The sequence below is a fragment of the Alteromonas gilva genome, from assembly GCF_028595265.1.
Classification (GTDB): Bacteria; Pseudomonadota; Gammaproteobacteria; order Enterobacterales; family Alteromonadaceae; genus Alteromonas; species Alteromonas gilva.
In genome coordinates this window covers 2,092,140-2,115,111 of record NZ_JAQQXP010000001.1, presented here as the reverse complement: position 1 = coordinate 2,115,111, position 22,972 = coordinate 2,092,140, and the positions used below count along the sequence as shown (strand labels likewise).

The following is a 22,972-nucleotide window of genomic DNA, read 5'->3' as shown; positions in this document are numbered from 1 at the left end:
TTTTATTTAAACGAAAGCCAGTATAACTGGCTCAACTTATCCTTTGCTGACATTCGTCCCCAAATGCCAACGCTGTGAGAATGATACCGCAGTATCACGCTCACACCTAGTTATGCTACGAAAGTCTTACACATCCAGAAGCAGACGCGTTGGATCTTCCAGCATTTCTTTAACGGTAACCAGGAAGCCTACCGATTCTTTACCATCAATAATCCGGTGATCGTAAGACAACGCCAGATACATCATGGGTAAAATTTCAACTTTGCCATTCACAGCCATCGGACGATCCTGGATTTTATGCATACCCAGAATAGCGCTTTGTGGCGGATTGATGATTGGTGTAGACATCAGTGAGCCAAATACACCACCGTTAGTAATGGTGAAGTTACCACCCTGCAAGTCGGCCATCGACAGCTTGCCGTCACGGCCTTTAATCGCCAGGTCCTTGATGCCTTTCTCGATACCGGCCATGCCGAGTGTATCGCTATCTTTAAGTACCGGCGTCACCAGGCCACGCGGCGTAGACACGGCAATAGAGATATCAAAATAGTTATGATAAACAATATCATCGCCGTCTAAGGATGCGTTCACTTCCGGGAAGCGCTTAAGGGCTTCGGTTACCGCTTTTACGTAAAACGACATGAAACCTAAACGAATACCATGACGCTTCTCGAAGCTTTCCTGATATTGTTTACGCAGATCCATGATCGGCTTCATGTTAACTTCGTTAAACGTTGTCAACATCGCCGTAGAATTTTTCGCTTCCAGCAGACGGTTAGCAATCGTTTTACGTAAACGTGTCATCGGTACACGTTTTTCGCTACGTTCACCAGCCGGCGCCTGAGGCGCTTCTTCGCTTGCCGGAGAGCTTGCTGCTGGCTTGCTATCAGACTTAAGGTACTGCTCTACGTCTTCTTTGGTAATACGGCCATTTTTGCCGGTTCCCTTAACTTTGGCCGCATCGACACCTTTTTCAGCCAGTAAACGACGTACCGACGGGCTCAGCGCATCGTCGTCACTGCCGCTGTTTTCTTCGCTTGCTGAATCAGATGCTGGTGCTGATGCACCGGCGCCTTCAGTGAATTTAGCGATGACTTCTTCAGCCGTTACCGTTGTACCCTCTTCAGCTAAGATTTCAGCGATCGAGCCATCGGCTGGTGCAACCACTTCAAGCACAACCTTATCTGTTTCGATATCAACCAGGTTTTGATCGCGGCTGACTTTTTCGCCCGGCCCTACATGCCAGGTGGCAATCGTGGCATCAGCAACAGATTCAGGTAACACCGGTACTTTTATATCAACCGAGGCACCGCTGGCTTCTTTTGCCGGCGCTTCGTCTTTGCTGTCTTTTTTAGACTCAGCTTTATCTGCTTTATCAGCCTTCGAAGATTTATCATCTGAAGATGACGACTTGCTGGCTTTGCCGCCGTCGCCTTCTTCTAATTTAGCAATAACCTGCTCACCGAGAACTGTGGCTCCCTCTTCATCGATAATCTCACCGATAACTCCATCTGCAGGGGCAACAACTTCAAGTACTACCTTATCAGTCTCAATGTCTACCAGGTTCTGGTCACGTTTAACACTGTCCCCGGCTTTCACGTGCCAGGTTGCAATCGTGGCGTCGGCAACTGACTCGGGTAGAACCGGAACTTTTATCTCAATTGTCATCTTTGTTCCTTATTTTATCGTGAGAGCGTCTTCAACCAGATTCTTTTGTTGCTGGTTGTGAACGGATAAATAACCTACTGCGGGCGAAGCAGACGCTGGTCGGCCGGCATAGGTCAATTTGGCACCATCAGGGATTACCTGCCAGAAATGATGTTGGCTACAATACCAGGCACCCTGGTTTTGTGGCTCTTCCTGACACCAAACCCAATCTTTGACGTGGCTGTACTCTGCCACAATCTTCGCGCATTCTTCCTGCGGGAACGGATAAAGCTGTTCCAGACGAATGATTGCAACGTCGGTTTGTTCGTTTTTACGGCGCTGGTCCAGTAAGTCGTAGTACACCTTACCTGAGCACATCACCACGCGTTTTACGTCTTTAGCGGTTAATTCGTCGATTTCACCGATCACGTTGTGGAAAACGCCTTCAGACAGTTCTTCCAGGCTGGAAACCGCCATTGGGTGACGCAGTAATGACTTCGGCGACATAACGATAAGCGGCTTACGCATTGGCCGTATCACCTGCCGGCGAATCATATTAAATACCTGGGCCGGTGTTGACGGCACACATACCTGCCAGTTGTGATCAGCACATAATTGCAGGAAACGCTCAAGACGCGCTGAACTGTGCTCAGGCCCTTGTCCCTCGTAACCGTGTGGTAGCAATACTGTTAATCCGCACAGACGACCCCATTTGGCCTCACCAGAACTTAAGAACTGGTCAAACACAACCTGGGCACCATTGGCGAAGTCACCAAACTGCGCTTCCCAAATAGTCAGACACTCTGGCTCGGCAGTCGCATAGCCATATTCAAAGGCCATTACCGCTTCTTCGGATAACACCGAATCATATATTTCAATTGGTGCCTGATCTTCACTGATATGCTGTAACGGCATATAAGCCGACGAATCGGTTTGATTATGCAATACCGCATGACGGTGGAAGAACGTACCACGGCCAGAATCCTGACCGGAAAAACGAATACTGGTGCCTTCCTTAACAATGGATGCATAAGCCAGTAACTCAGCCATCCCCCAGTCAAGTTTCCTGTCACCGGCTAACATTGCCTTACGGTCGGTATACACTTTGTTAACCCGGGATTGCAGCTTGTGATCCTCAGGGTAGGTAACCAGTCGCTCACCCAGGTGCTTTAGCGTCTCAAGGCTAATGCTGCCGTCATACGGCGTGTCCCAGTCGTGGCCCAGAAATGGGTGCCAGTCAACCGAATGTTCGGTCATGGGTCGCCATTCTTCTACTACACAGGCGCCATGGTCCATGGCCGCACGGTAGTCTTCCATGAGCTTATTCACATCCTGCTCGCCCAGCACACCTTCAGCTATAAGCTGATCGGCATAGATCTCACGAGGTACCGGATGCTTCTTAATTTTTTGATACATCACTGGCTGCGTGGCATTAGGCTCATCTGACTCATTGTGGCCATGACGGCGATAGCACACTAAGTCGATGACCACATCACGCTTAAATTTGTTACGGAAATCAAGCGCCAGCTTGGTAACGAATAATACCGCTTCGGGATCGTCCGAGTTGACATGTAGTATTGGCGCCTGCACCATTTTTGCAATGTCAGTACAGTACTGCGTAGAACGCGTGTCCTGAATCTTTGACGTGGTAAAGCCGACCTGGTTATTGATGACGATACGAACCGTGCCGCCTACCGCGAAACCGCGGGTCTGCGACATATTAAAGGTTTCCTGAACCACACCCTGACCAGCGATGGCTGAGTCACCATGAATGGTCACCGGTAATACTTTGCCTTCATCATTTTCGCGACGGTCAAGACGTGCTCTGACAGACCCCATGACAACCGGATTAACGATTTCAAGGTGAGACGGGTTAAACGCCAGCGCCAGGTGAACATTACCACCTGGTGTAGCGAAGTCAGAAGAGTAACCGGCGTGATATTTTACATCACCCGCGCCTAATGACTCATCGTGCTTGCCGCCAAACTCGTCGAATAGCACCGACGGGTTTTTACCCAGTACGTTAACCAGTACGTTTAGCCGACCACGGTGCGCCATGCCCACAACCACCTCTTTGGTGCCTTGCGTGCCGGCCTCTGTGATCAAGCCTTTTAACATAGGAATTAGCGCATCGCCGCCTTCCAGCGAGAAACGCTTAGCGCCCGGAAACTTTGAGCCAAGGTATTTTTCCATACCATCGGCAGCAACCAGGCCCTTAAGAATATTAATTTTAGTGTCACGGTCCACTTCCGGACGCGCTTCTACCGACTCAATGCGCTGCTGTAACCAGCGTTTTTGCTCAGTATCGGTTATGTGCATGTACTCTGCACCGAGTGAGCTACAGTAGGTTCTGTTCAGTGACTTGAACAACTCACCCAATGGCATGGTTTCTTTGCCAATTGCGTAAGAGCCGACATTAAAGACGGTATCGAAATCGGTTTCAGAAAGACTATGGTGCGACAATTCAAGATCTCTGACTCGCTCTTGTTGCCATAAGCCAAGTGGATCGAGATTGGCGTGTTGGTGTCCACGAAACCGGTAGGCATTGATAAGCTGGAGTACTTTGACCTGCTTTTCGTCCGACTGGTTACTGGTGTCTGATGACTTTCCGGTACTACATCGTGCCAAAGGCCCTAAAGCCGCTAGTTTTTTAAACTGTTCTCTGATCTGGCTATGGTTACTTTCTAATTCCACCCCGTCTACTTTGGGTAAAGCGTCAAAAATACTACGCCAGGAATCGGTGACACTTTGCGGATCATCAAGGTAGGCTTCGTACAATGCTTCCACATAGGCAGCATTGGCTCCGGCCATATGCGATGAGTCCCACCACGCTTTCATCACGCTTTCTTGCATTATTGTGCCTTGCTAGGTTGTCTATAAATATAATCAGGTCGGATGAGTCTCACCCGAATCCATTTACAAAAAAATAGCCACCCCGTAGGGATGGCCATTTTCGCATTACACACTCGTTACTTTAACAGTAAACTGAGTAATTTTGCTAAACAGCCCGTTGTAAAAGCATCGACTTAATCTGGCCGATGGCTTTCGTTGGGTTTAAGCCCTTAGGACATACACTTACACAGTTCATGATGCCATGGCATCTGAACACGCTGAAGGCATCATCCAGGTCGTTGAGTCGCTCATCTGTTGCAGTATCCCGGCTATCAATCAGGAACCGGTATGCATGTAGCAAACCTGCCGGACCGACAAATTTATCCGGATTCCACCAGAATGACGGGCAAGACGTTGAACAACATGCACACAGAATACACTCGTACAGTCCGTCTAGTTTAGCACGCTCTTCGGGTGACTGCAGATGCTCTCGTGCAGGAGGCTGTTTACTGTCGTTAATCAGGAACGGCTTGATCTTTTCGTATTGTGTATAGAACTGGGTCATATCCACAACCAGATCGCGCACCACCGGTAAGCCAGGTAACGGACGAATAACGATTTTACCTTTGCCCAGGGCCGACAACGGCGTAATACATGCCAGACCATTTTTACCGTTCATGTTCATACCGTCTGAACCGCAGACGCCTTCACGGCATGAACGGCGCAGTGATAATGTTGGATCCTGTTCTTTAATCAGTAACAGTGCGTCCAGCACCATCATGTCCTGCCCTTCTTCTACGTCCAGAGTGTAGTCTTGCATCCGGGGTGCATTATCCACCTCAGGATTATACCGGTATACAGAAAAAGTTACTTGCATGATCTAACCTCTCTTAATATGAACGTATTTTAGGCGGGAACGCTTCACGAAGCTTCGGTGCCATATTTACGTCACGTTTTACCATTGCGTCGGTTGCCGGATTGTACACACTGTGACACAACCAGTTGTCATCATCGCGATCCGGATAATCGAAGCGGCTGTGCGCGCCACGGCTTTCCGTGCGGAAGTTGGCTGCAACCGCAGTGCTGTAAGCGGTTTCCATCAGGTTATCAAGCTCCAGGCACTCTATGCGCTGGGTATTAAAGTCGGCGCTCTTGTCATCCAGACGTGCATGCTTGAGACGCTCACGGATTTCACTGAGTTCTTTAAGGCCTTCAGCCATTGCCTCACCTTCGCGGAATACCGAGAAATTAAGCTGCATACATTTCTGCATGTCTTTCTTAATTTGCACAGGGTCTTCGCCCTTGCCTATCTCGGAACCTTCCCAACGATTGAATCGCGCCATTGCCGCTTCCAGGTCAGACTCAGATGCTTCGCGGTTAATTTCAACCTCATCAAGCTTTTCACCAAGATGCATACCTGTTGCCCGGCCAAATACCACCAGGTCAAGCAGTGAGTTACCGCCTAAGCGGTTAGCACCATGTACCGATACACAGGCAATCTCACCACAGGCAAATAAACCGTTAACCACTTTATCCTTGCCGTTTTCATCCAGTGTCAGACACTGACCATCAACGTTAGTCGGGATACCGCCCATCATATAGTGACAGGTAGGAATAACCGGAATAGGCTCTTTAACCGGATCAACGTGAGCAAAGGTACGCGACAGTTCCAGAATACCGGGTAAGCGGGATTCCAGAACATCCTTACCAAGGTGATCAAGCTTAAGCTTAAGGTGCGTGCCCCACGGGCCTTCGCAACCACGGCCTTCGCGGATTTCTGTCATCATCGAGCGGGCAACTACGTCACGGCCGGCCAGATCTTTTGCGTTCGGTGCATAGCGCTCCATAAAGCGCTCGCCGTCTTTGTTAAGCAGATAACCACCTTCACCACGGCAACCTTCCGTTACCAGGGTACCGGCACCGGCAATACCGGTGGGGTGGAACTGCCACATTTCCATGTCCTGCACACATACACCAGCACGCAGTGCCATACCGATGCCATCACCAGTATTAATATGGGCATTGGTGGTTGATGCGTAAATACGACCCGCACCACCGGTAGCCAGTACTACTGCCTTCGACTTGAAATACACCGTTTCACCGGTTTCAATATCGATGGCAGTACAGCCAACCACATCACCGTCCTGATTTTTAACCAGATCAAGTGCGTACCACTCACTGAACACTTTCGTTTTATTTTTTACGTTTTGTTGATACAGCAAATGCAGTAATGCGTGACCGGTACGGTCAGCCGCTGCGGCTGTTCTCGCCGCCTGCTCACCACCAAAATTTTTTGATTGACCACCGAATGGACGCTGATAAACCCGGCCGTTTTCAAATCGAGAAAAAGGTAACCCCATGTTCTCCATTTCGTAAATCGCTTCAGGACCTGTTTTACACATATATTCGATAGCGTCCTGGTCACCGATGTAATCGGAACCTTTAACCGTATCGTACATGTGCCATTCCCAGTTATCTTCGTGGGAATTACCCAACGCTACCGTGATACCGCCTTGGGCTGATACCGTATGCGAACGGGTTGGAAATACTTTTGATAATAGTGCACAAGATTTGCCGGACTGCGATATTTGCAGTGCTGCACGCATACCTGCGCCGCCGGCGCCGATAACGACGGCGTCAAATTCATGAACGGGTAAACTCATTTTACACTCCCCACAAGACAAACAAACCAACGGCGACGTAAACAAACGCAATGATGTTTAACACATACTGCGTGACTGCGCGCACACCGGCTGGCTTCACATAATCAGTTAGCACCTGCCACAGACCAATTCGGACATGGATCATGATGGAAACCAATGCAGCGAGGGTAAATACTTTCATTGCCAGACCAGAGAATAAGCCCTGCCAGACATCAAAAGTAATCTCTTCTGTGGTGATGAAAAAACCCACCAGAAAGAAGGTATAAATAGCGATAATAAAAGCAGTAGCTCGTAAGGATACATAGTCCTGTACACCATTACGCTTTATGCTTGCCTGATTAGTTACCATAACGCAACCCCTATAACTACTGTCAGTACAATCCACAAGCCAATAATGACCTGGGCACTCAAGTTACCTGATTCGAGTTCTTCCCAATGACCCATATCCATAATGCCGTGGCGAATACCACCGAGAATGTGATAGGTCAGCGCAGAAGCTGTACCAATTGCAATGATCTTTCCGACAATTCCGTCCATCATGGCCTGCACGTTCGCAAACCCTTCTGGAGATGATACCGATTCGGCCCATGCCCAGATCACAAACAGCAGCGCAAAAAACATTGCGACGCCAGTGACGCGGTGAAGAATTGACGAAATAGCAGAGGGAGGAAATTTGATAGTGTTAAGGTCTAAATTTACTGGTCTTTGCTTTTTCACAATTTTTTGCCTGTTTTATCCGTAGGGACAAACCACTCTTTGTTGTGTCCTGACAGAGTGATTTTGATTATTTCTATGCTAATGTTCTCGTCCATTGAGCTGTTAACATTTTGTGAATAATTTATTACTTAATTAACAGAATAAAAACTCGGTCAATTCAAGTAGCCCAGAGTATATCCACGACCCAGTATAATTACAATTTTTTGTGTGGTATTAGGACATTAGTCTTATATCATTATTCACACGTACAACTATGATCCCGGACTAGACTAATCAGGTATAATCTTCGACAATCACGAATATTTACGCGTAATATGGGTAATAAAATTGACTTGTTACTGCATAATAAAGTACAAATACGCCACTTTTCCCACCGGATAGCTCAAAATTGAGTAACATCCTGATAATGAAAATTCTGAGGAGAGCAACTTATGGCAGATCAAAAGGCCATTCTGAAAGCGGGCGATAAGGAAATAGAACTTCCTATTTTGTCTGGCACAGCCGGGCAGGATGTGATTGATATTCGTGCCCTTGGCAAACACGGCTATTTCACTTACGACCCTGGTTTCCTGGCGACTGGGTCTTGCGAGTCTTCAATCACTTTCATCGACGGCGAAAAAGGTGTGTTGTTACACCGCGGTTTCCCCATTGAAGAGTTAGCGCGTGATGCCAATTACTTAGAAGTCTGTCACATGCTCCTGCACGGTGACGCACCAAGCAAAGCTGAATACGAAGATTTCGAAAATACCATCAAACGTCACACCATGGTACATGAGCAAATTAACATGTTTTTCCATGGCTTCAGAAACGATGCACACCCAATGGCCATGCTCAACGGTACTGTGGGCGCAATGTCGTCGTTTTATCATAGTGATTTAGATGTCTCCAGTGCCGACCAGCGCGTACGTTGTGCTCACCGCTTAATTGCGAAAATGCCGACGTTGGTAGCCATGTGTTATAAGTACAACATTGGCCAGCCCTTTGTTTATCCTCGTAACGATTTAAGCTATGCGGCTAACTTCATTAATATGATGTTCTCTGTGCCAGCTGAAGACTATGAAATCAGCCCGGCGGTTGAACGCGCCATGGATCGCATTTTTACTTTGCATGCCGACCATGAGCAGAACGCCTCAACGTCTACCGTACGTCTGGCAGGCTCATCAGGCGCCAACCCTTACGCGTGTATCGCCGCGGGTGTTGCATCATTATGGGGCCCCGCTCACGGTGGCGCTAACGAAGCGTGTCTGCAAATGCTGGAAGAGATTGGCTCTGTTGACCGCATCCCTGAGTTCATTGCCCGTGCTAAAGATAAGAAAGACCCGTTCCGTCTGATGGGCTTTGGTCACCGTGTTTATAAAAACTATGACCCGCGCGCTACAGTAATGCGCGAAAGCTGTCACGAAGTACTTAAAGAACTCAACGTACAGGATCCGCTGCTCGACGTCGCTATGGAACTTGAACGCATCGCGCTTGAAGACCCGTACTTTGCAGAGAAGAAACTGTTCCCGAACGTTGATTTTTACTCAGGTATCGTGTTGAAAGCGATTGGTATTCCAACCAATATGTTTACTTGTATCTTTGCCCTGTCTCGCACGGTCGGCTGGATTTCTCACTGGCACGAAATGATGTCAGATCCGGCACAAAAGATTGGTCGTCCACGCCAACTTTACACCGGTTTAACTGAGCGTAAATACACGCCGCTTAAATAAGCTAATAGTTAAATCAATTAAAAGGCTCGTTAATCGGGCCTTTTTTGTTTTTTCTGCCAATAAAATAACATTTAATTAACTATGAAATTAACAGTTAATTTACACTAATTAAACATTAATATTTCAATTAACAACCTTCAAACTATTACACCACAATCTTCTTGTATTTAATTAATCCTCTGAATAGATATATTAGTAATAAATACAAATCATTTATTATAAACAGACAGGTTTTTGAACAATGAACCCGCACTTTAAACAACTTGGATATGCCGGATTGCTGCCCTTTATAGGGTTAAATGCCCTAACCTTTACGACGATTTTACCGCAATCGCTGGTTTTTCTTTATTTCACGCAGTATTCAGCGGTGTTGCTATCGTTTTTTGGTGGGATCCATTGGTATGACGCAATCAGTGGTAATAAAGATGGCCACCAAAAATACATCGCTATGTTACCAACGCTTATTGGTTGGCTTTGTTTAATGCACGCCGGCGCACCCTGGGTACTGGCGACCCTGAGTATTAGTTACCTGGCCATTATGTTTTATGACAAACAGGTGCTGACACTGCCGACCGAACTGGTGGTGGATTACACGCGCTTACGTATGAATTTAACCACTGTAGTGGTGATATCTCATGCGTTTATGATAGTCAGTCGTTAACCGGCGCGGGCAGTAACAATCTTAGCGTGGCGAAGATCGCTGTGTAAATCAGTTACGCTGGCTCATATGTGTCTGGTAAAAAACGCTTTGATGTAAAAAGCAATTAACTAACAATGTACGACGGACTGCCGTCCGCGGTAAATATTCGTCATAAGGATAAGGTGAGATGTTCGCGCGTTAATTACCAACTGCGCCCCGGTATTAATGCTATATGGCTATGACACCGGGGCACTGAAAATTAAACTTCACTATAGTCTGTTTTAATACTCGTCAGCTCGTGCAAACGAAAATCCAGAGTCGCCAGAGCTGTTACTGCGTTAACCGCCCTTGCTGGTAGTCACGAATTGCCTGATGGATCTCCGCCTCAGTATTCATCACAAACGGGCCGTATTGCACAACAGGTTCATTAATGGGCGCTGCGGCGACCAGTATTGCCTTTCCGGCGGTGGCTGCTGACAGCGACACCTGATCACCGTCTTCGAATACTGCCAACTCACCGGTGTTAACCTCTGCATTATCAATCGCACATGTACCTTCATAACAATACAAAAACGCGCTGTGGCCTGCCGTCACCGGGATATCTACAGACATACCCGGTTGCCAGTGAACATCTAAAAACAGTGGTTTTACCTTTGCCGTATTCACCGGTCCGCTCTCGCCCATAAGTTCACCGGCGAGCACTTTGGCACTGACGTTTTCATTTAATGTCACCACTGGCACAGCCTCAGGTTTGATATCCTGATAACCGGGTGGCGACAACTTATCTGCGGCGGGTAAATTTACCCACAGCTGAAACCCTCTTAATAAGCCATCGGTTTGTTGCGGCATTTCTTCATGAATAATGCCCTTCCCTGCGTTCATCCACTGAATACCACCATCTTCAATAATTCCTTCATTACCCACCGAGTCTTTGTGGCCCATTTTACCGGTGAGCATATAGGTAACTGTCTGGAAACCCCGGTGCGGATGGGGTGGAAACCCTGCTATGTATTCATTGGGCTTGTCTGAACCAAAAAAATCTAACATCAAAAACGGATCGAGATTAGGTAACGCTCTCTGACCGATAATACGTGTCAAACTGACACCGGCTCCATCCTGGGTTGGCATACCGGTGACCTTCTGTTTAATACCTCTGTTTTTCATAGTCTGTTCATTCCTGCAGTGATCATTTCCATAACGAATACGCAGGGCCAACCGGCACTACCTGCGTTGGGTTTATCATCGTATGGCTGTAATAATAATGGCGTTTAATATGATCAAGGTTGGTCGTTCCGGCAATTCCGGGCAGCCGGTAAATACGCCGCATGTAATCGTAAATCGCCGGGTAATCTTTAATTTGTTTAAGGTTACATTTGAAATGACCATGATAAACCGGATCAAAACGCACTAACGTGGTAAATAAGCGAATATCTGCCTCGGTTAAATTGTTGCCGACTAAAAAGCGATGCTGAGCTAACCGCGCTTCTACTTTGTCTAACGCCGCAAACAACTTATAAACGGCCTCTTCATAAACCGCTTGTTCAGTGGCAAAGCCGGCTTTGTATACGCCGTTATTAATATCGTGATAGACCCACTCGTTTACTTCATCAATCTCTGCTTTGAGCGCGTCGGGATAATAATCGTCGGTGTTACCGGTTAACGTATTAAAGGCGCTGTTAAGAATACGCAGAATGTCAGCCGACTCATTATTAACGATACTCTGGGTATGCTTGTCCCACAATACCGGTACGGTTACCCGGGTGGTAATGTCGGCCTGCTCGCGGACATAAATTTCAGATAAGTACTGATGACCGTACAAGGTGTCGCCGGTACTGCCCGGATAAGGCAAAAAGGACCAGCCACGGTCAAGCATGTCAGGACTGACAATAGAAATACTAATGTGCGATGTCAGGCCTTTTAGTTCGCGCATAATCAACGCGCGATGTGCCCACGGACAAGCCAGCGACACATACAGGTGATACCGGCCACTTTGAGGCTGATATTTTCCGTCACTGGTTATTTGTTCTCTGAACTGAGACGCCTGACGCTTAAACGCGCCGCCATTGTTATCGGTGTCATACCATTGGTCGTGCCAGCGACCATCAATAAGCAACCCCATGCCACACTCCTGTTAAAAGATTTATTAGTGTGTATTTCAACATAACAACGCTTATACAGGTTAACGTAACATTTGGACTGATTAATCGAAGATTTAGAACAGTCTGCTTAGGATCTCATCGGCAATGGGTAAGGCGCTGGTCGCAGCAGGTGACGGGGCATTGCCCACATGCAACGTGTGTGCAGACTCAACAAATTTAAAATCGTGAATAAGATTGCCCTGGCGGTCCACTGCCTGCGCCCGGATACCCGCCCGGTAAGGTAAGAAGTCCTGCGCGGTGATCCCCGGGCAATAACGGCTTACCAAGCGGGCATAATGCACTTTTGACAAGGAAGAGCGTAACTCATGCACTGCTGACTTACGATAGCGCCACAGCAACTTCCACACGTCGGCATGACCAAATACTGTTAACCACTCAGCATCACGACTTAACAAGCTGCCATAGGCCTCGCGGCCGGTGGTTAACACCGCATTAGGCCCAACGGTTGTGTAGCCACCGATCATTCTGGTCAGGTGCACGCCTAAAAATGGCATGGCCGGATCAGGGACCGGGTAAATTAAATGCCGGCTGACATGGTTGTATTTAGCCACCAGTTTATAATACTCACCTTTGAACGGCAGCATTCTAAAGTCGCACTCCAGGCCTTGCCGACGAATAATCTCATCGCTGTATATGCCTGCACAATTAATCACTTTGGCCGCATGAACGCGACGATGCCCATCGGGGGTTTTAATGCTCAGATAGACGCCGGATGAGGTTTCCTCCAGCGCTTGCAGTTGATGTTGGTACAACACCCGGCAGTTTTTCGCGGTGCTGGCCAACGACAATAAACAGCGCGTAATGTCGGCATAATCTGTAATTCCGGTTTGTTTCACTAAAAAGCCGCCCACGGCAGAAATGGCCGGCTCTCGCTGGGCGATTTGCTCACGACTAAGCATTACCGGGTTTAATTCGTTTTGCACGCAGCGCTCATACAGCGCATGCATGGCGGCGAGTTCATCGGCGCTGGTAGCAACAATGAGCTTGCCGCATTGTTCGTAGGCAATATTATGTTGCTGACACAGATTAACCGTTGCGGCGAGGCCCGCACGGCAAAAACGCGCTTTATAACTGCCAGGCGTATAATACACCCCGGCATGGATGACCCCGGAATTGCGCCCGGTCTGATGTGCCGCGCAGTGTGGCTCTTTGTCAAAAATACGAATTTTTGCCTGTGGCTGGCGTTGGCTCAACCTGTACGCTACCGCAGCACCTACTATACCGCTGCCAATTATTGCATAATCACATTCTGTCATCGGAACACTATTGAAAAATGCTAAGCTGATCCCGATAGTACTCGACCTGGTTACAACATCAACCCTTAAAGGCCTGAACATGTTTGATAAACAACGCTTTGGTGGCATTGCCCGATTGTATGGTGAAGCGTTAACCGAACGCATCGCCACTCTCAGTATTGCCGTCATCGGGATTGGCGGCGTGGGCTCATGGAGTGCTGAAGCGCTGGCCAGAAGCGGCGTGGGTCACATTACACTTATCGATTTAGACGATATTTGTGTGACCAACACTAATCGCCAGATCCATGCGTTAACCGATACGGTGGGACAAGCCAAAGTCACAGTCATGGCGGAGCGCATAAAACAGATTAATCCCCGCTGTGAGGTGACCGTCATCGAAGACTTTGTTACCCCAGAGACCGTTCGTGACCAGTTGCATGCAGAATTAGACGGCGTGATTGAGGCCACCGATTCGGTTCGTGCCAAGGCGAGCATTATTTATTATTGCAAACGCAACAAAATACCCGTTGTGACCGTTGGCGGCGCCGGCGGGCAGATTGACCCGACCCGGATTACCTGCGCCGACTTGGCGCGTACCATACAGGATCCTTTAGCCGCAAAGCTGCGCAACGAGCTGCGCCGTAACTACGGGTTTTCTAAAAACCCACAGCGCCGCTTTGGCGTTGAGTGCGTGTTTTCCACCGAACAGTTGCGCTACCCTCAACCGGATGGCTCGGTATGCCACAATAAATCCCTCGACGATGGCAGTACCCGTCTTGATTGTGCATCCGGATTTGGCGCGTCGGTAATGGTCACCGCCAGCTTTGGCATGTTTGCGGCCAGCAGAATAATCAATAAACTGACGAAAGTCTGAGTACAACAGTGTAAGCTAACTCGACATTTTATCGCCCGTCGCGCACAATAATGAAAAAGGAGAGCGCATATGCAACAACAAGAACTAGAAGAATTAATGGCGCAAAGCGCTAAAGACGCGGTCGAAACCAGCCAGGATACCTTTGGCGTGTCACTGGATTACAGTGCGCAGAGTATTGCTCTCATTGATGATTTATTGCTGGCGTTCATCGACCGGTACAAGGATCAGGCACTGGAAGACACCGCGGTATTTACGCTATGTAATATTTATGGTGCCTACATTGGTGAGGTCGTCCGTGGCCTGATTGGCGGCCAGTGGCGCTATGATGTGAGCGAGCCCGCCGCCCCTTACGTGGTGCTGGACGTGGGTGAGTACTCCTATGCCTTTGCTGGTATTTGTTATGAACGCCTGGTTAACGACAGTCAGGTAAGTGTTAAAGCCTACTGCGATCAGGCGCTGGCTAATAATACCCAGTAACTCACCGTATCAATAAACACCTCTGCTCTACTGATTTTCGCTGGCGCCAATTACCGCAGGCAATTGTTGCCAGTCATCGAGCATCACTGTCAAATGACGACTTCTTACCAGCATAATAGTAAATGCCACCAACAACACGATGACGGCGCCCAGATAAAGGTCAAATTGCCAGCCGCTGCGTTGTAGCAAATAGCTCACTACCATCAGTTGAGTCAGGCACCCCAGCCAACATAATGGTCTCACAGCCAAACGCCACCGGGAACAACCCACCTGCCACAAACGCCCTCTGAAACTCAGCAGAATGATCACAGCAATAAACGGCAGGCTTGATAGCAATTGCAGCCATAAACTGTCGCTATGGGGGAAAAACAGCCGGTATAAACGATCAGATTCGGCCGGGATCGCAGCAAAAGCACAAACCAGCAAAACATCTCTGCACGCTATCATAAGCATCCAGTAAAACCAGCGCGGCGGCAACACAACGCCGGCCTCATCATAATAATTGAGTGGTAATTTAAGCATTAGGAATATGATGCCACAATATTCATGGCTGGTTAACGGCCTGGGTAAAATGAAAACTGCTGATGTGCATACCCTGCCCCAGATAAAACTTGTGAGCACGATGACGCTGACTACCCGAGTCCAGATGTAAACTGTCACAATGGTGCTGTGTGGCTAACGACTGACAAAAATCAAGCAGCGCCTGTCCCACCCGCTGGCCGCGATGATGCTCATCGACTACCAGGTCATCTATATACAAATAGTGACCCCAGGCCAGCTTATGGCCGAGCACATAACCTGCAATGCCAACAATCTGGTGCTGCGCATTTTGTGCCAACACCATTTTATAGCCATCATCAACCTGTTGAGCCAGCAGGGCAGATAGTGTCTCAGTTGGGTATTGCGGTCGCAGTTGCTGCATTAATACGGCAACCCTGTCGAATAATGCTTTATCCCAGGACTGTGGGCAATAGCAGTGTATGTGTTGCACAATCAACACTCCTGATGTAGTTAACTTATCGACGCCTGTTACGCCGGGTGACGCCTGTTACGCCGGGTGACGCCTGCTGCGCCGGGTATAGCCTACCACACCCCAGGTAATTGCCAGCAACATAATCACACCACTCCCTACCACAATACGTAACAGCATGGCTGGCACACTATTGTTAAGAATATACATATCCGGTTTACCGGTTTGCCAGGTTGTCCAGTGCGTGGCTAAATCAGAGGCCAGCGCTTCCTGATTGCCGGTTTGCATAGCGATAATCGCATCGCCATTGTCGGGATTCAGGCGCACCGACGCGTTAAGATACGGCGACTGCCCGCCATGACCAATAACATAGTCATCGCTGTTTGTTGGTGCAAATAGCATGACACCGGCCCCCCAGATATCGAGGCCCTCGACTTGTGCAATAGGTGTACGCATGGTGTCCAGTGTGTTATCAGTGAGCAGCCTTGTACCCGGTTCATCGAGCACCCTGGCAGGGATCTGAGAACGCGTAAAGCGAATGAGGTCAGACACGGTGGTGTAGAGTCCTGTCGCCGCCAGCGAAGTGTAATTAGGGTACACTCTGGGTTGTTGATTAGCGCCAAAATAGGTAGCCAGTTCCGGCGCATCCCGCTTTACCGTAAAATCGGTGCTGATCATCCCCAACGGGGCAAATACCAGTTGCTGCATTGCCTGTGCGTAGGAACAACCGCAGACTTCCTCAATGATCATCTGGATAATATTGTAGCTGCCGCCTGAATACATCCACTTTGTTCCCGGCGCCATGCCAACCTGCACCTTACCACTTTTACCCGGATCGGCATCGTTTGCCCGGGTTAAATGTTCGACCAGCGGTTGCACAGGCTCACCGGGGGCAAATCCGTTATGGCCCAGCCCGTCGGTAATACCTGCCGTATGACTGAGTAGCCGGCGTAAAGTCACCTGCTCATTGTCAAACTCACTCGGCGGCAACTGCCAGCGCGTTAAGTACTTCGATACCGGCGTATCCAGATTAACTTTACCCTGCTCCACCAGCACCATAACCGCTGTGGCCGTTACCCACTTACTCAGTGAGGCAACGCCAAACCGGCTGTGTTCATCAACCGGCTTGCCCTTCGACATCGACTGCACAGCAACCTGTTTGCCGTTACTGAGCAGCGCATAAATTAAATTACCCTTAAATTGTTGCTGTGCCTGCGCCGTGAGTGCGCGTTCAAATGCCTGTACATCACCGGCTGGCGCCAGGCGCTTTAATGTCCAGCCTTCCGTCGTCACAAAAAAATTGGCCGCTGACCACACTACAACCGCAACCACGGTGGTGATCATCCAAATGATAAAGCGCTTCATTTAACTTCCTTTTAACCTAAGCATAAAGCCGGTAATTACAACGAGATGCCAATACTGGATGAACCTCGTGGTTTTAAACTATTAAAAAATGCAACAATTTGTTTCAAAACTACCGTATTTACAAAATACTTACTGACAATCCCGTGGTTTTATTCCGAGCCTAAAACAAGTACCAATTATAATGATGTGCAGCAGCAACAATTTACCTATCCGCTTTAAAACGTATCCATTCGTCCTGAACCGTAAGCCAAGGGTTCACTGCCGCGCACTTTTGCGTTGCCCGATAAAACCGCAATCGATACTTAAGCCTGACCGTTAAACAATGATATAATTACGTCATAACGATTTACGATGTGAAAAAATGACTGTAGAAAAATATATCCCTAAGCAAACCACAACACTGGAAACCCCGGTTAAAGTGCTGGAAGCAGAAAGGAAAAACGTTCAGGATCCATTGAATACCAATGCTGCCAGCCGAATTGGGTTTATCAGCCTGGGATGCCCAAAAAATCTGGTCGACTCAGAGCGTATTCTGACCCAGTTGCGCACAGAGGGATATGAGGTAGTGCCCAGCTACGACGATGCCGCACTGGTAATTGTGAATACCTGTGGCTTTATTGATGCTGCGGTGCAGGAATCACTGGATACCATTGGCGAAGCGCTGGCTGAAAACGGCAAAGTGATTGTGACCGGATGTCTTGGTATTAAAGAAGACGAAATCCGCGAAGTACACCCCAATGTGCTGGCTATCACGGGGCCGCATGCCTATGAAGAGGTGGTTAATCAGGTTCATGAGCACCTGCCGAAACCGCAACATAATCCGTTTGAACATTTAATCCCGGACCATGGCGTTAAACTTACGCCTCGTCATTTCGCCTACCTGAAAATATCCGAAGGCTGCAACCATCGTTGTACCTTTTGTATTATTCCGTCCATGCGTGGCGATCTGGTGAGCCGCCCCATCGGCGAAGTACTCGACGAAGCACAGCGTCTTAAAAATGCCGGCGTTAATGAGTTATTAGTGATCTCCCAGGACACCAGTGCCTATGGCGTGGATGTCAAACACCGCACCGGTTTCTGGAACGGCATGCCGGTTAAAACCCATATGCAGCAGTTATGTGAAAAACTCGGTGAAATGGATATGTGGGTAAGACTTCACTATGTTTACCCCTACCCCCACGTGGACCACCTGATACCGCTGATGAATGAAGGTAAAATCCTGCCTTATCTGGATATTCCTTTTCAGCATGCCAATAAACGCATCCTTAAATTAATGAAACGTCCGGGCAGTGCCGAGCGCACCCTGGAACGTATTCAAAAGTGGCGAGAGCAGTGTCCGCAGCTGATCATTCGCTCAACCTTTATTGTAGGTTTTCCGGGCGAGACCGAAGAAGAGTTTAACGAACTACTGGATTTTCTGCGTGAAGCGCAACTCGACAGGGTTGGTTGTTTTGCGTATTCACCGGTAGAAGGCGCCAAAGCCAATGACTTACCTGATCCGGTTGACGAAGCCGTAAAACAGCAGCGTCTCGAACGCTTTATGGCGGTGCAAAGTGAAATCAGTACCCAGCGCTTAAAAGCCCGTATCGGCCAGGAATATCAGATTGTCATTGACGCAGTGGATGCCGAAGGGGCTGTTGGCCGCTGTTATGCTGATGCGCCTGAAGTAGATGGCGTGGTTCATCTTAACGGCGTCTATGATGTAAGTCCCGGCCAACGGGTGTGGGCCGAGGTTATTCATACCAACGAGCATGATATGTGGGCCGTTATGTCGGAAGATCAGGACGACCAGCAGGATGACGCCGCGCCGGTACAATAAACCGGCTTAACAGACCCGCTAAACGTCGCTGGGTCTGTGTTTTTGTGTGGACTGTTAACGCGGTACTTAATGTACCGCCAGTCGGTTAGCCACTTTTCAGGTCGGTATTTCTTAAGACGGCAATGATGCCAGCAGATCAGTCAGATCCTGCGGTGTATCAATGCCCACCGGTGGCGGCAACTTAGCCACATCGACGTGTATGGCATCGTCGTACCAAAGCGCCCGCAACTGCTCCAGTGACTCAATTTGCTCCAGCGCCGACGGCTGGTATGCAACGTACTGATTAACGTATCTGGCCGTATAGGCATACAAACCAATGTGGCGGTAATACAACTCGGTATCCACCGTAACCGGATCAGAGGTCATGGTATCGCGGGCAAAGGGAATAACCGAACGGGAAAAATATACCGCACGGCCGGTTGCAGAAAATACTACCTTAACAATATTGGGATTAAGCACTTCGTTCTGCGAATGAATACGGGTGCACAGCGTCGCCATTTGCATGGCCGGGTTTGCCGCCAGGTTGCTTGCCACCTGGCGAATATTTTCAGCAGGTACAAATGGCTCATCGCCCTGCACATTAACCACAATCGTATCATCAGCAATGTTATTGCGTTTAATCACTTCCGCGATGCGCTCGGTACCGGAGGTATGGGCCCCTGAGGTCATGACAACCGAACTAAACCCCGCCGCAACCTTGGCAATTCGTTCATCGTCGGTGGCCACAATAACACTGCCTGCACCGGCTTCTTTGGCACGTTCAACCACGTGCTGGACCATGGGTTTGCCCTGAATGTCCACCAGCGGCTTGCCCGGAAAGCGGCTCGATTGAAATCTGGCCGGTATAATCGCCACAAAGTCCATACTGTTAGCCTTTTTTGAGCATGTCGAGTTCATCTAACGAAATCGCCTCGGCCTGCTCCTCAATCAATACCGGAATCCCTTCATTTAAGGGATAAACTAAGCGATCAAAGCGACACACCAGTGCTGGCTTGTCACTTTTTTCAGTGAACATCAACTTGCCCTTGCACACCGGACAAGCAATGATTTCCAGTAACTTTTTATCGAATGCCATGGGGATTCCTTCTCTTTATTGTCATTGCGCATCGCGCTTTATCTGCTGTATGAGTTGCATGTAAAAAGCCTCTGGTAGCACTGCATCAACAGGCTGGTACCAGCAGTTATCGTGAGCAAACTCACGGGCCTTTACGGCATCTTTTTCTGTCATTATTACGCAGTGATCAACAGGAATATCTGCTGCGCTGATAGGGTGATGATCGGACAGTGCCACCTTATGGTCAAGGGCAAGCCCCATATCCTGTAATTGTGTAAAAAAGCGCGCCGGATCGCCGATGCCCGCCAATGCGGTAATCGTACTCTCTGCTTTCATTTCCCGGATATCACGGTGCTGCTGCGGATTTTTAACATTTACCAGCTGAGCTGGGCGCAATTGCATTGGCACCGGCTTACACGCCGTTAGGTGCGCCGGCAGCTTAACGCCCTGCTGAGACTGATTAACAATCAGATAATCGACTGTGCGCAGTCGCCATGTACCTTCCCGCAGCGGCCCCATGGGTAACAAAAAACCGTTACCAAATAGCCGCCTGTCTACCACCACACACTCTATATCGCGGGCCAGCGCATAATGTTGCAGGCCATCATCACTAATAATAACGTCACAGTTAAACGCTTCTACCAACACCGCCGCGCCCCGGGGCCGGTTGGGGTCAATCACCACCGGCACGCCGGTACGCCGGGCAATAAGCAGCGGCTCATCGCCAACCAGGTTTGCCTGCGCATTGACATCAACAGTGTGCGGAAATGCTTTGGTGGCGGCGCCGTAACCGCGACTCACCACACCAACAGTAAAGCCTTGCGCGGTTAAACGGTCACACAAGGCAACCACCAAAGGCGTCTTGCCATTACCACCAACACTGATATTGCCAACCACAATCACCGGCACCGGTAATCTGATCTGCTTTTTTATACCAACGCGAAACAGCCCGCGACGCAATGCTGACAAGCCCCAAAACAACAGGCTTAAGGGCGCAAGTAACCATTGATACCAGCGCCCTTCATACCACATGCGGCTAATCGCAGACATGTCTAGTCTCCAAACTGCAACGCGTGCAGCTGTGCATAGGCACCGCCTTTGTCGAGCAATTGCTGATGTTTACCCTGCTCAATGATTTTGCCCTGATCGATCACCAGGATTAGGTCGGCATTTTCGATGGTTGAAAGGCGATGCGCAATAATCAGACTGGTTCTGTTTTGTTGCAAATGGCCCAGCGCATCCTGGATCATGCGTTCTGACTCAGTATCCAATGCTGAGGTCGCCTCATCAAGAATAAGCACCGGGGCATCAAGTAACAATGCGCGGGCAATGGCCACTCGCTGGCGCTGACCGCCAGACAGTGCTGAGCCATCCTCACCTATCATGGTATCCAGGCCATCCTCGAGTTGTTCAGCGAACTCCATAACATGGGCTAGCTTAGCGGCTCTCAGGATGTCAGCGCGGGATACATTTTCTGCCACGCCGTAAGCGATATTATTCGCAATGGTATCGTTAAATAACGTCACCTGCTGTGATACCAGGGCAATATTCTTTCGCAACGCGGTTAATTTAAAGTCATTGATATCAATGTCATCTAAGGTAATCGTGCCTTGTTGCGGCAAATAAAAACGGGTGAGTAATCCGGACATGGTGGATTTACCACTGCCAGAGCGGCCAACCAGTGCAATGCTGCTGCCTGCCGGTACACTCACGTTTATATCATTCACTGCCGGTATGGATTTGTCAGGATACGAAAAAGTCACATGGTTAAAGCGGATATCACCTTTAACGTCTGCTTTTTCTAAGCGGCCGGTATCTCGCTCAATTTCTTCATCGAGTATGGCAAAAATACTCTGACAGGCTGCCATGCCTTTTTGAAACTCACTGTTCACCGTGGTCAGCTGTTTTAACGGCTTGAGCAACATCACCATATAAAACACAATCGTTACGAATGTACCCGCGGTGAGTTCGTCGAGCATGCCGGGTGTGCTGGCAATGTAAAGCACCACTGCCAACGCAGCAGACGCAATAATTTGTATGGTTGAAACACTCAGTGTTTGTGTCACCGCAAGCTTCATTGTTTGTTGACGGTTAGCGTTGTTTTTGGCAGCAAAACGGTCTTGTTCTTTTTGCTGACCACCAAACATGAGCACCACTTTATGCCCTTTAACCACCTGCTCGACGGCACTGGTTAAGCTGCCCATGGACTGCTGTATACTGCGACTGACTTTTCTGAATCGTTTAGTCACATAGGTAACAATCACAGCAACGATGGGGCCCACAAACAAAAACACCAGCGATAATTGCCACGACAAATAAAACATCCAGGCCAGAATACCAATTACCAGTGCTCCCTCGCGGACCAGAATCGCCAGTGATTTACCGGCTGCCCGCGCCACCTGATCGGTATCATAAATCACTTTGGAAATGAGATTGCCTTTAGCCTGTTGATCGTGAAAGCTCACCGGCAAATGAATATATTTGGCAAATAGCTGCTGGCGCATGGTCATGACCACCTGTGCACCAATCCAACTGAGCGCATAACTGCCCATAAAGTTAAAAATGCCGCGCAAAATAAATACCGGCACAACCAGATACGCCGCCATACGTAAATAATCAAAATCCTGATTATTCAGTGAGCGATCTATCACCGGCTGAACCTGCGAAATGACGAAGGTATCCAGGGCCGAATAGCCCACCATGCCAACGAATGCCACAATAAATGCCAGGCGATGTGCTCGCAGGTAACCAAAAAAACGTTTTATGGGTAATGTTTGTGCGTCGGTGTCGGTATCTTGCATATCACACTAA

Annotated in this window: 21 protein-coding genes; 5 read left to right on the top strand and 16 right to left on the bottom strand. The window is 48.8% G+C overall.

What is annotated here, in order from left to right; translation table 11 throughout:
- Positions 1-126: 126 nt before the first annotated feature.
- The 6 genes from odhB to sdhC form a co-directional block, all read right to left on the bottom strand.
- Complete coding sequence (gene odhB, locus OIK42_RS09280) at positions 127-1,668, bottom strand: 2-oxoglutarate dehydrogenase complex dihydrolipoyllysine-residue succinyltransferase (RefSeq protein WP_273639956.1); 1,542 nt, start codon at positions 1,666-1,668, stop codon at positions 127-129.
- Positions 1,669-1,677: 9 nt separating this feature from the next.
- Positions 1,678-4,500, bottom strand: a complete 2,823-nt coding sequence (gene sucA, locus OIK42_RS09275) for a 2-oxoglutarate dehydrogenase E1 component (RefSeq protein WP_273639954.1) — start codon at positions 4,498-4,500, stop codon at positions 1,678-1,680.
- A 145-nt stretch (positions 4,501-4,645) separates the two neighbouring features.
- Positions 4,646-5,356, bottom strand: a complete 711-nt coding sequence (locus tag OIK42_RS09270; RefSeq protein ID WP_273639952.1) for a succinate dehydrogenase iron-sulfur subunit — start codon at positions 5,354-5,356, stop codon at positions 4,646-4,648.
- Between the two features lie 13 nt (positions 5,357-5,369).
- Positions 5,370-7,142: a succinate dehydrogenase flavoprotein subunit gene (gene sdhA / locus OIK42_RS09265; RefSeq protein WP_273639950.1), complete on the bottom strand. Its 1,773-nt coding sequence runs from the start codon at positions 7,140-7,142 to the stop codon at positions 5,370-5,372.
- A gap of 1 nt (position 7,143) precedes the next feature.
- A complete protein-coding gene (gene sdhD / locus OIK42_RS09260) occupies positions 7,144-7,491 on the bottom strand; it encodes a succinate dehydrogenase, hydrophobic membrane anchor protein (protein WP_273639948.1) in 348 nt (115 codons plus the stop codon).
- The gene (gene sdhC, locus OIK42_RS09255; protein WP_273639947.1) at positions 7,485-7,859 is read right to left on the bottom strand and encodes a succinate dehydrogenase, cytochrome b556 subunit; all 375 of its coding nucleotides are present in this window, start codon (positions 7,857-7,859) and stop codon (positions 7,485-7,487) included. The genes sdhD and sdhC overlap by 7 nt, the downstream gene beginning before the upstream one ends.
- 431 nt (positions 7,860-8,290) lie before the next feature.
- Here sdhC and gltA point away from each other — a divergent pair, with 431 nt between their 5' ends.
- Positions 8,291-9,568 carry a citrate synthase gene (gltA, locus tag OIK42_RS09250; RefSeq protein WP_273639946.1) on the top strand — a complete coding sequence of 426 codons (1,278 nt, stop codon included), beginning with the start codon at positions 8,291-8,293 and terminating at the stop codon, positions 9,566-9,568.
- Positions 9,569-9,809: 241 nt separating this feature from the next.
- On the top strand, positions 9,810-10,229 hold the full coding sequence (locus tag OIK42_RS09245) for a DUF3429 domain-containing protein (RefSeq protein ID WP_273639944.1): 420 nt from the start codon (positions 9,810-9,812) through the stop codon (positions 10,227-10,229).
- A gap of 309 nt (positions 10,230-10,538) precedes the next feature.
- On the opposite strand, the gene OIK42_RS09240 is transcribed toward OIK42_RS09245, so the two are convergent.
- The 3 genes from OIK42_RS09240 to lhgD form a co-directional block, all read right to left on the bottom strand.
- Entirely contained in the window at positions 10,539-11,372 is an 834-nt protein-coding gene (locus tag OIK42_RS09240; protein WP_273639942.1) for a pirin family protein, read from the bottom strand.
- Positions 11,373-11,394: 22 nt separating this feature from the next.
- Complete coding sequence (locus OIK42_RS09235) at positions 11,395-12,327, bottom strand: glutathione S-transferase family protein (RefSeq protein WP_273639940.1); 933 nt, start codon at positions 12,325-12,327, stop codon at positions 11,395-11,397.
- 93 nt (positions 12,328-12,420) lie between these two features.
- Positions 12,421-13,623 carry an L-2-hydroxyglutarate dehydrogenase gene (gene lhgD / locus OIK42_RS09230; RefSeq protein WP_273639939.1) on the bottom strand — a complete coding sequence of 401 codons (1,203 nt, stop codon included), beginning with the start codon at positions 13,621-13,623 and terminating at the stop codon, positions 12,421-12,423.
- A 79-nt stretch (positions 13,624-13,702) separates the two neighbouring features.
- Here lhgD and tcdA point away from each other — a divergent pair, with 79 nt between their 5' ends.
- On the top strand, positions 13,703-14,476 hold the full coding sequence (gene tcdA, locus OIK42_RS09225; RefSeq protein ID WP_273641467.1) for a tRNA cyclic N6-threonylcarbamoyladenosine(37) synthase TcdA: 774 nt from the start codon (positions 13,703-13,705) through the stop codon (positions 14,474-14,476).
- Positions 14,477-14,545: 69 nt separating this feature from the next.
- A complete protein-coding gene (locus OIK42_RS09220; protein ID WP_273639937.1) occupies positions 14,546-14,953 on the top strand; it encodes a hypothetical protein in 408 nt (135 codons plus the stop codon).
- Between the two features lie 27 nt (positions 14,954-14,980).
- On the opposite strand, the gene OIK42_RS09215 is transcribed toward OIK42_RS09220, so the two are convergent.
- From OIK42_RS09215 to OIK42_RS09205, 3 genes are read right to left on the bottom strand one after another with little or no spacing between them, the layout of a single operon-like run.
- Complete coding sequence (locus OIK42_RS09215; RefSeq protein ID WP_273639935.1) at positions 14,981-15,475, bottom strand: DUF2919 family protein; 495 nt, start codon at positions 15,473-15,475, stop codon at positions 14,981-14,983.
- Between the two features lie 22 nt (positions 15,476-15,497).
- On the bottom strand, positions 15,498-15,944 hold the full coding sequence (locus OIK42_RS09210) for a GNAT family N-acetyltransferase (protein ID WP_273639933.1): 447 nt from the start codon (positions 15,942-15,944) through the stop codon (positions 15,498-15,500).
- 57 nt (positions 15,945-16,001) lie between these two features.
- Positions 16,002-17,288 carry a serine hydrolase domain-containing protein gene (locus OIK42_RS09205; RefSeq protein WP_273639931.1) on the bottom strand — a complete coding sequence of 429 codons (1,287 nt, stop codon included), beginning with the start codon at positions 17,286-17,288 and terminating at the stop codon, positions 16,002-16,004.
- A gap of 361 nt (positions 17,289-17,649) precedes the next feature.
- Here OIK42_RS09205 and rimO point away from each other — a divergent pair, with 361 nt between their 5' ends.
- Positions 17,650-19,107, top strand: coding sequence for a 30S ribosomal protein S12 methylthiotransferase RimO (gene rimO, locus OIK42_RS09200; RefSeq protein ID WP_273639929.1), 1,458 nt, complete (start codon positions 17,650-17,652; stop codon positions 19,105-19,107).
- Between the two features lie 111 nt (positions 19,108-19,218).
- Here the strand turns inward: rimO and kdsB are convergent, their stop codons facing one another.
- The 4 genes from kdsB to msbA are packed head-to-tail and all read right to left on the bottom strand — an operon-like array spanning position 19,219 to position 22,962.
- A complete protein-coding gene (gene kdsB / locus OIK42_RS09195; RefSeq protein ID WP_273639927.1) occupies positions 19,219-19,971 on the bottom strand; it encodes a 3-deoxy-manno-octulosonate cytidylyltransferase in 753 nt (250 codons plus the stop codon).
- A gap of 4 nt (positions 19,972-19,975) precedes the next feature.
- A complete protein-coding gene (locus tag OIK42_RS09190; RefSeq protein ID WP_273639925.1) occupies positions 19,976-20,182 on the bottom strand; it encodes a Trm112 family protein in 207 nt (68 codons plus the stop codon).
- Positions 20,183-20,203: 21 nt separating this feature from the next.
- On the bottom strand, positions 20,204-21,211 hold the full coding sequence (gene lpxK / locus OIK42_RS09185; RefSeq protein ID WP_273639923.1) for a tetraacyldisaccharide 4'-kinase: 1,008 nt from the start codon (positions 21,209-21,211) through the stop codon (positions 20,204-20,206).
- 2 nt (positions 21,212-21,213) lie between these two features.
- Positions 21,214-22,962, bottom strand: a complete 1,749-nt coding sequence (gene msbA, locus OIK42_RS09180; protein WP_273639921.1) for a lipid A export permease/ATP-binding protein MsbA — start codon at positions 22,960-22,962, stop codon at positions 21,214-21,216.
- Between the last annotated feature and the right edge of the window lie 10 nt (positions 22,963-22,972).

Excerpts from the sequence above, each read along its gene's own strand:
- odhB (WP_273639956.1), bottom strand. The coding sequence starts at position 1,668 with ATGACAATTGAGATAAAAGTTCCGGTTCTACCCGAGTCAGTTGCCGAC.
- sucA (WP_273639954.1), bottom strand. The coding sequence starts at position 4,500 with ATGCAAGAAAGCGTGATGAAAGCGTGGTGGGACTCATCGCATATGGCC.
- OIK42_RS09270 (WP_273639952.1), bottom strand. The coding sequence starts at position 5,356 with ATGCAAGTAACTTTTTCTGTATACCGGTATAATCCTGAGGTGGATAAT.
- sdhA (WP_273639950.1), bottom strand. The coding sequence starts at position 7,142 with ATGAGTTTACCCGTTCATGAATTTGACGCCGTCGTTATCGGCGCCGGC.
- sdhD (WP_273639948.1), bottom strand. The coding sequence starts at position 7,491 with ATGGTAACTAATCAGGCAAGCATAAAGCGTAATGGTGTACAGGACTAT.
- gltA (WP_273639946.1), top strand. The coding sequence starts at position 8,291 with ATGGCAGATCAAAAGGCCATTCTGAAAGCGGGCGATAAGGAAATAGAA.
- OIK42_RS09245 (WP_273639944.1), top strand. The coding sequence starts at position 9,810 with ATGAACCCGCACTTTAAACAACTTGGATATGCCGGATTGCTGCCCTTT.
- OIK42_RS09240 (WP_273639942.1), bottom strand. The coding sequence starts at position 11,372 with ATGAAAAACAGAGGTATTAAACAGAAGGTCACCGGTATGCCAACCCAG.
- OIK42_RS09235 (WP_273639940.1), bottom strand. The coding sequence starts at position 12,327 with ATGGGGTTGCTTATTGATGGTCGCTGGCACGACCAATGGTATGACACC.
- lhgD (WP_273639939.1), bottom strand. The coding sequence starts at position 13,623 with ATGACAGAATGTGATTATGCAATAATTGGCAGCGGTATAGTAGGTGCT.
- tcdA (WP_273641467.1), top strand. The coding sequence starts at position 13,703 with ATGTTTGATAAACAACGCTTTGGTGGCATTGCCCGATTGTATGGTGAA.
- OIK42_RS09220 (WP_273639937.1), top strand. The coding sequence starts at position 14,546 with ATGCAACAACAAGAACTAGAAGAATTAATGGCGCAAAGCGCTAAAGAC.
- OIK42_RS09215 (WP_273639935.1), bottom strand. The coding sequence starts at position 15,475 with ATGCTTAAATTACCACTCAATTATTATGATGAGGCCGGCGTTGTGTTG.
- OIK42_RS09205 (WP_273639931.1), bottom strand. The coding sequence starts at position 17,288 with ATGAAGCGCTTTATCATTTGGATGATCACCACCGTGGTTGCGGTTGTA.
- rimO (WP_273639929.1), top strand. The coding sequence starts at position 17,650 with ATGACTGTAGAAAAATATATCCCTAAGCAAACCACAACACTGGAAACC.
- kdsB (WP_273639927.1), bottom strand. The coding sequence starts at position 19,971 with ATGGACTTTGTGGCGATTATACCGGCCAGATTTCAATCGAGCCGCTTT.
- OIK42_RS09190 (WP_273639925.1), bottom strand. The coding sequence starts at position 20,182 with ATGGCATTCGATAAAAAGTTACTGGAAATCATTGCTTGTCCGGTGTGC.
- lpxK (WP_273639923.1), bottom strand. The coding sequence starts at position 21,211 with ATGTCTGCGATTAGCCGCATGTGGTATGAAGGGCGCTGGTATCAATGG.
- msbA (WP_273639921.1), bottom strand. The coding sequence starts at position 22,962 with ATGCAAGATACCGACACCGACGCACAAACATTACCCATAAAACGTTTT.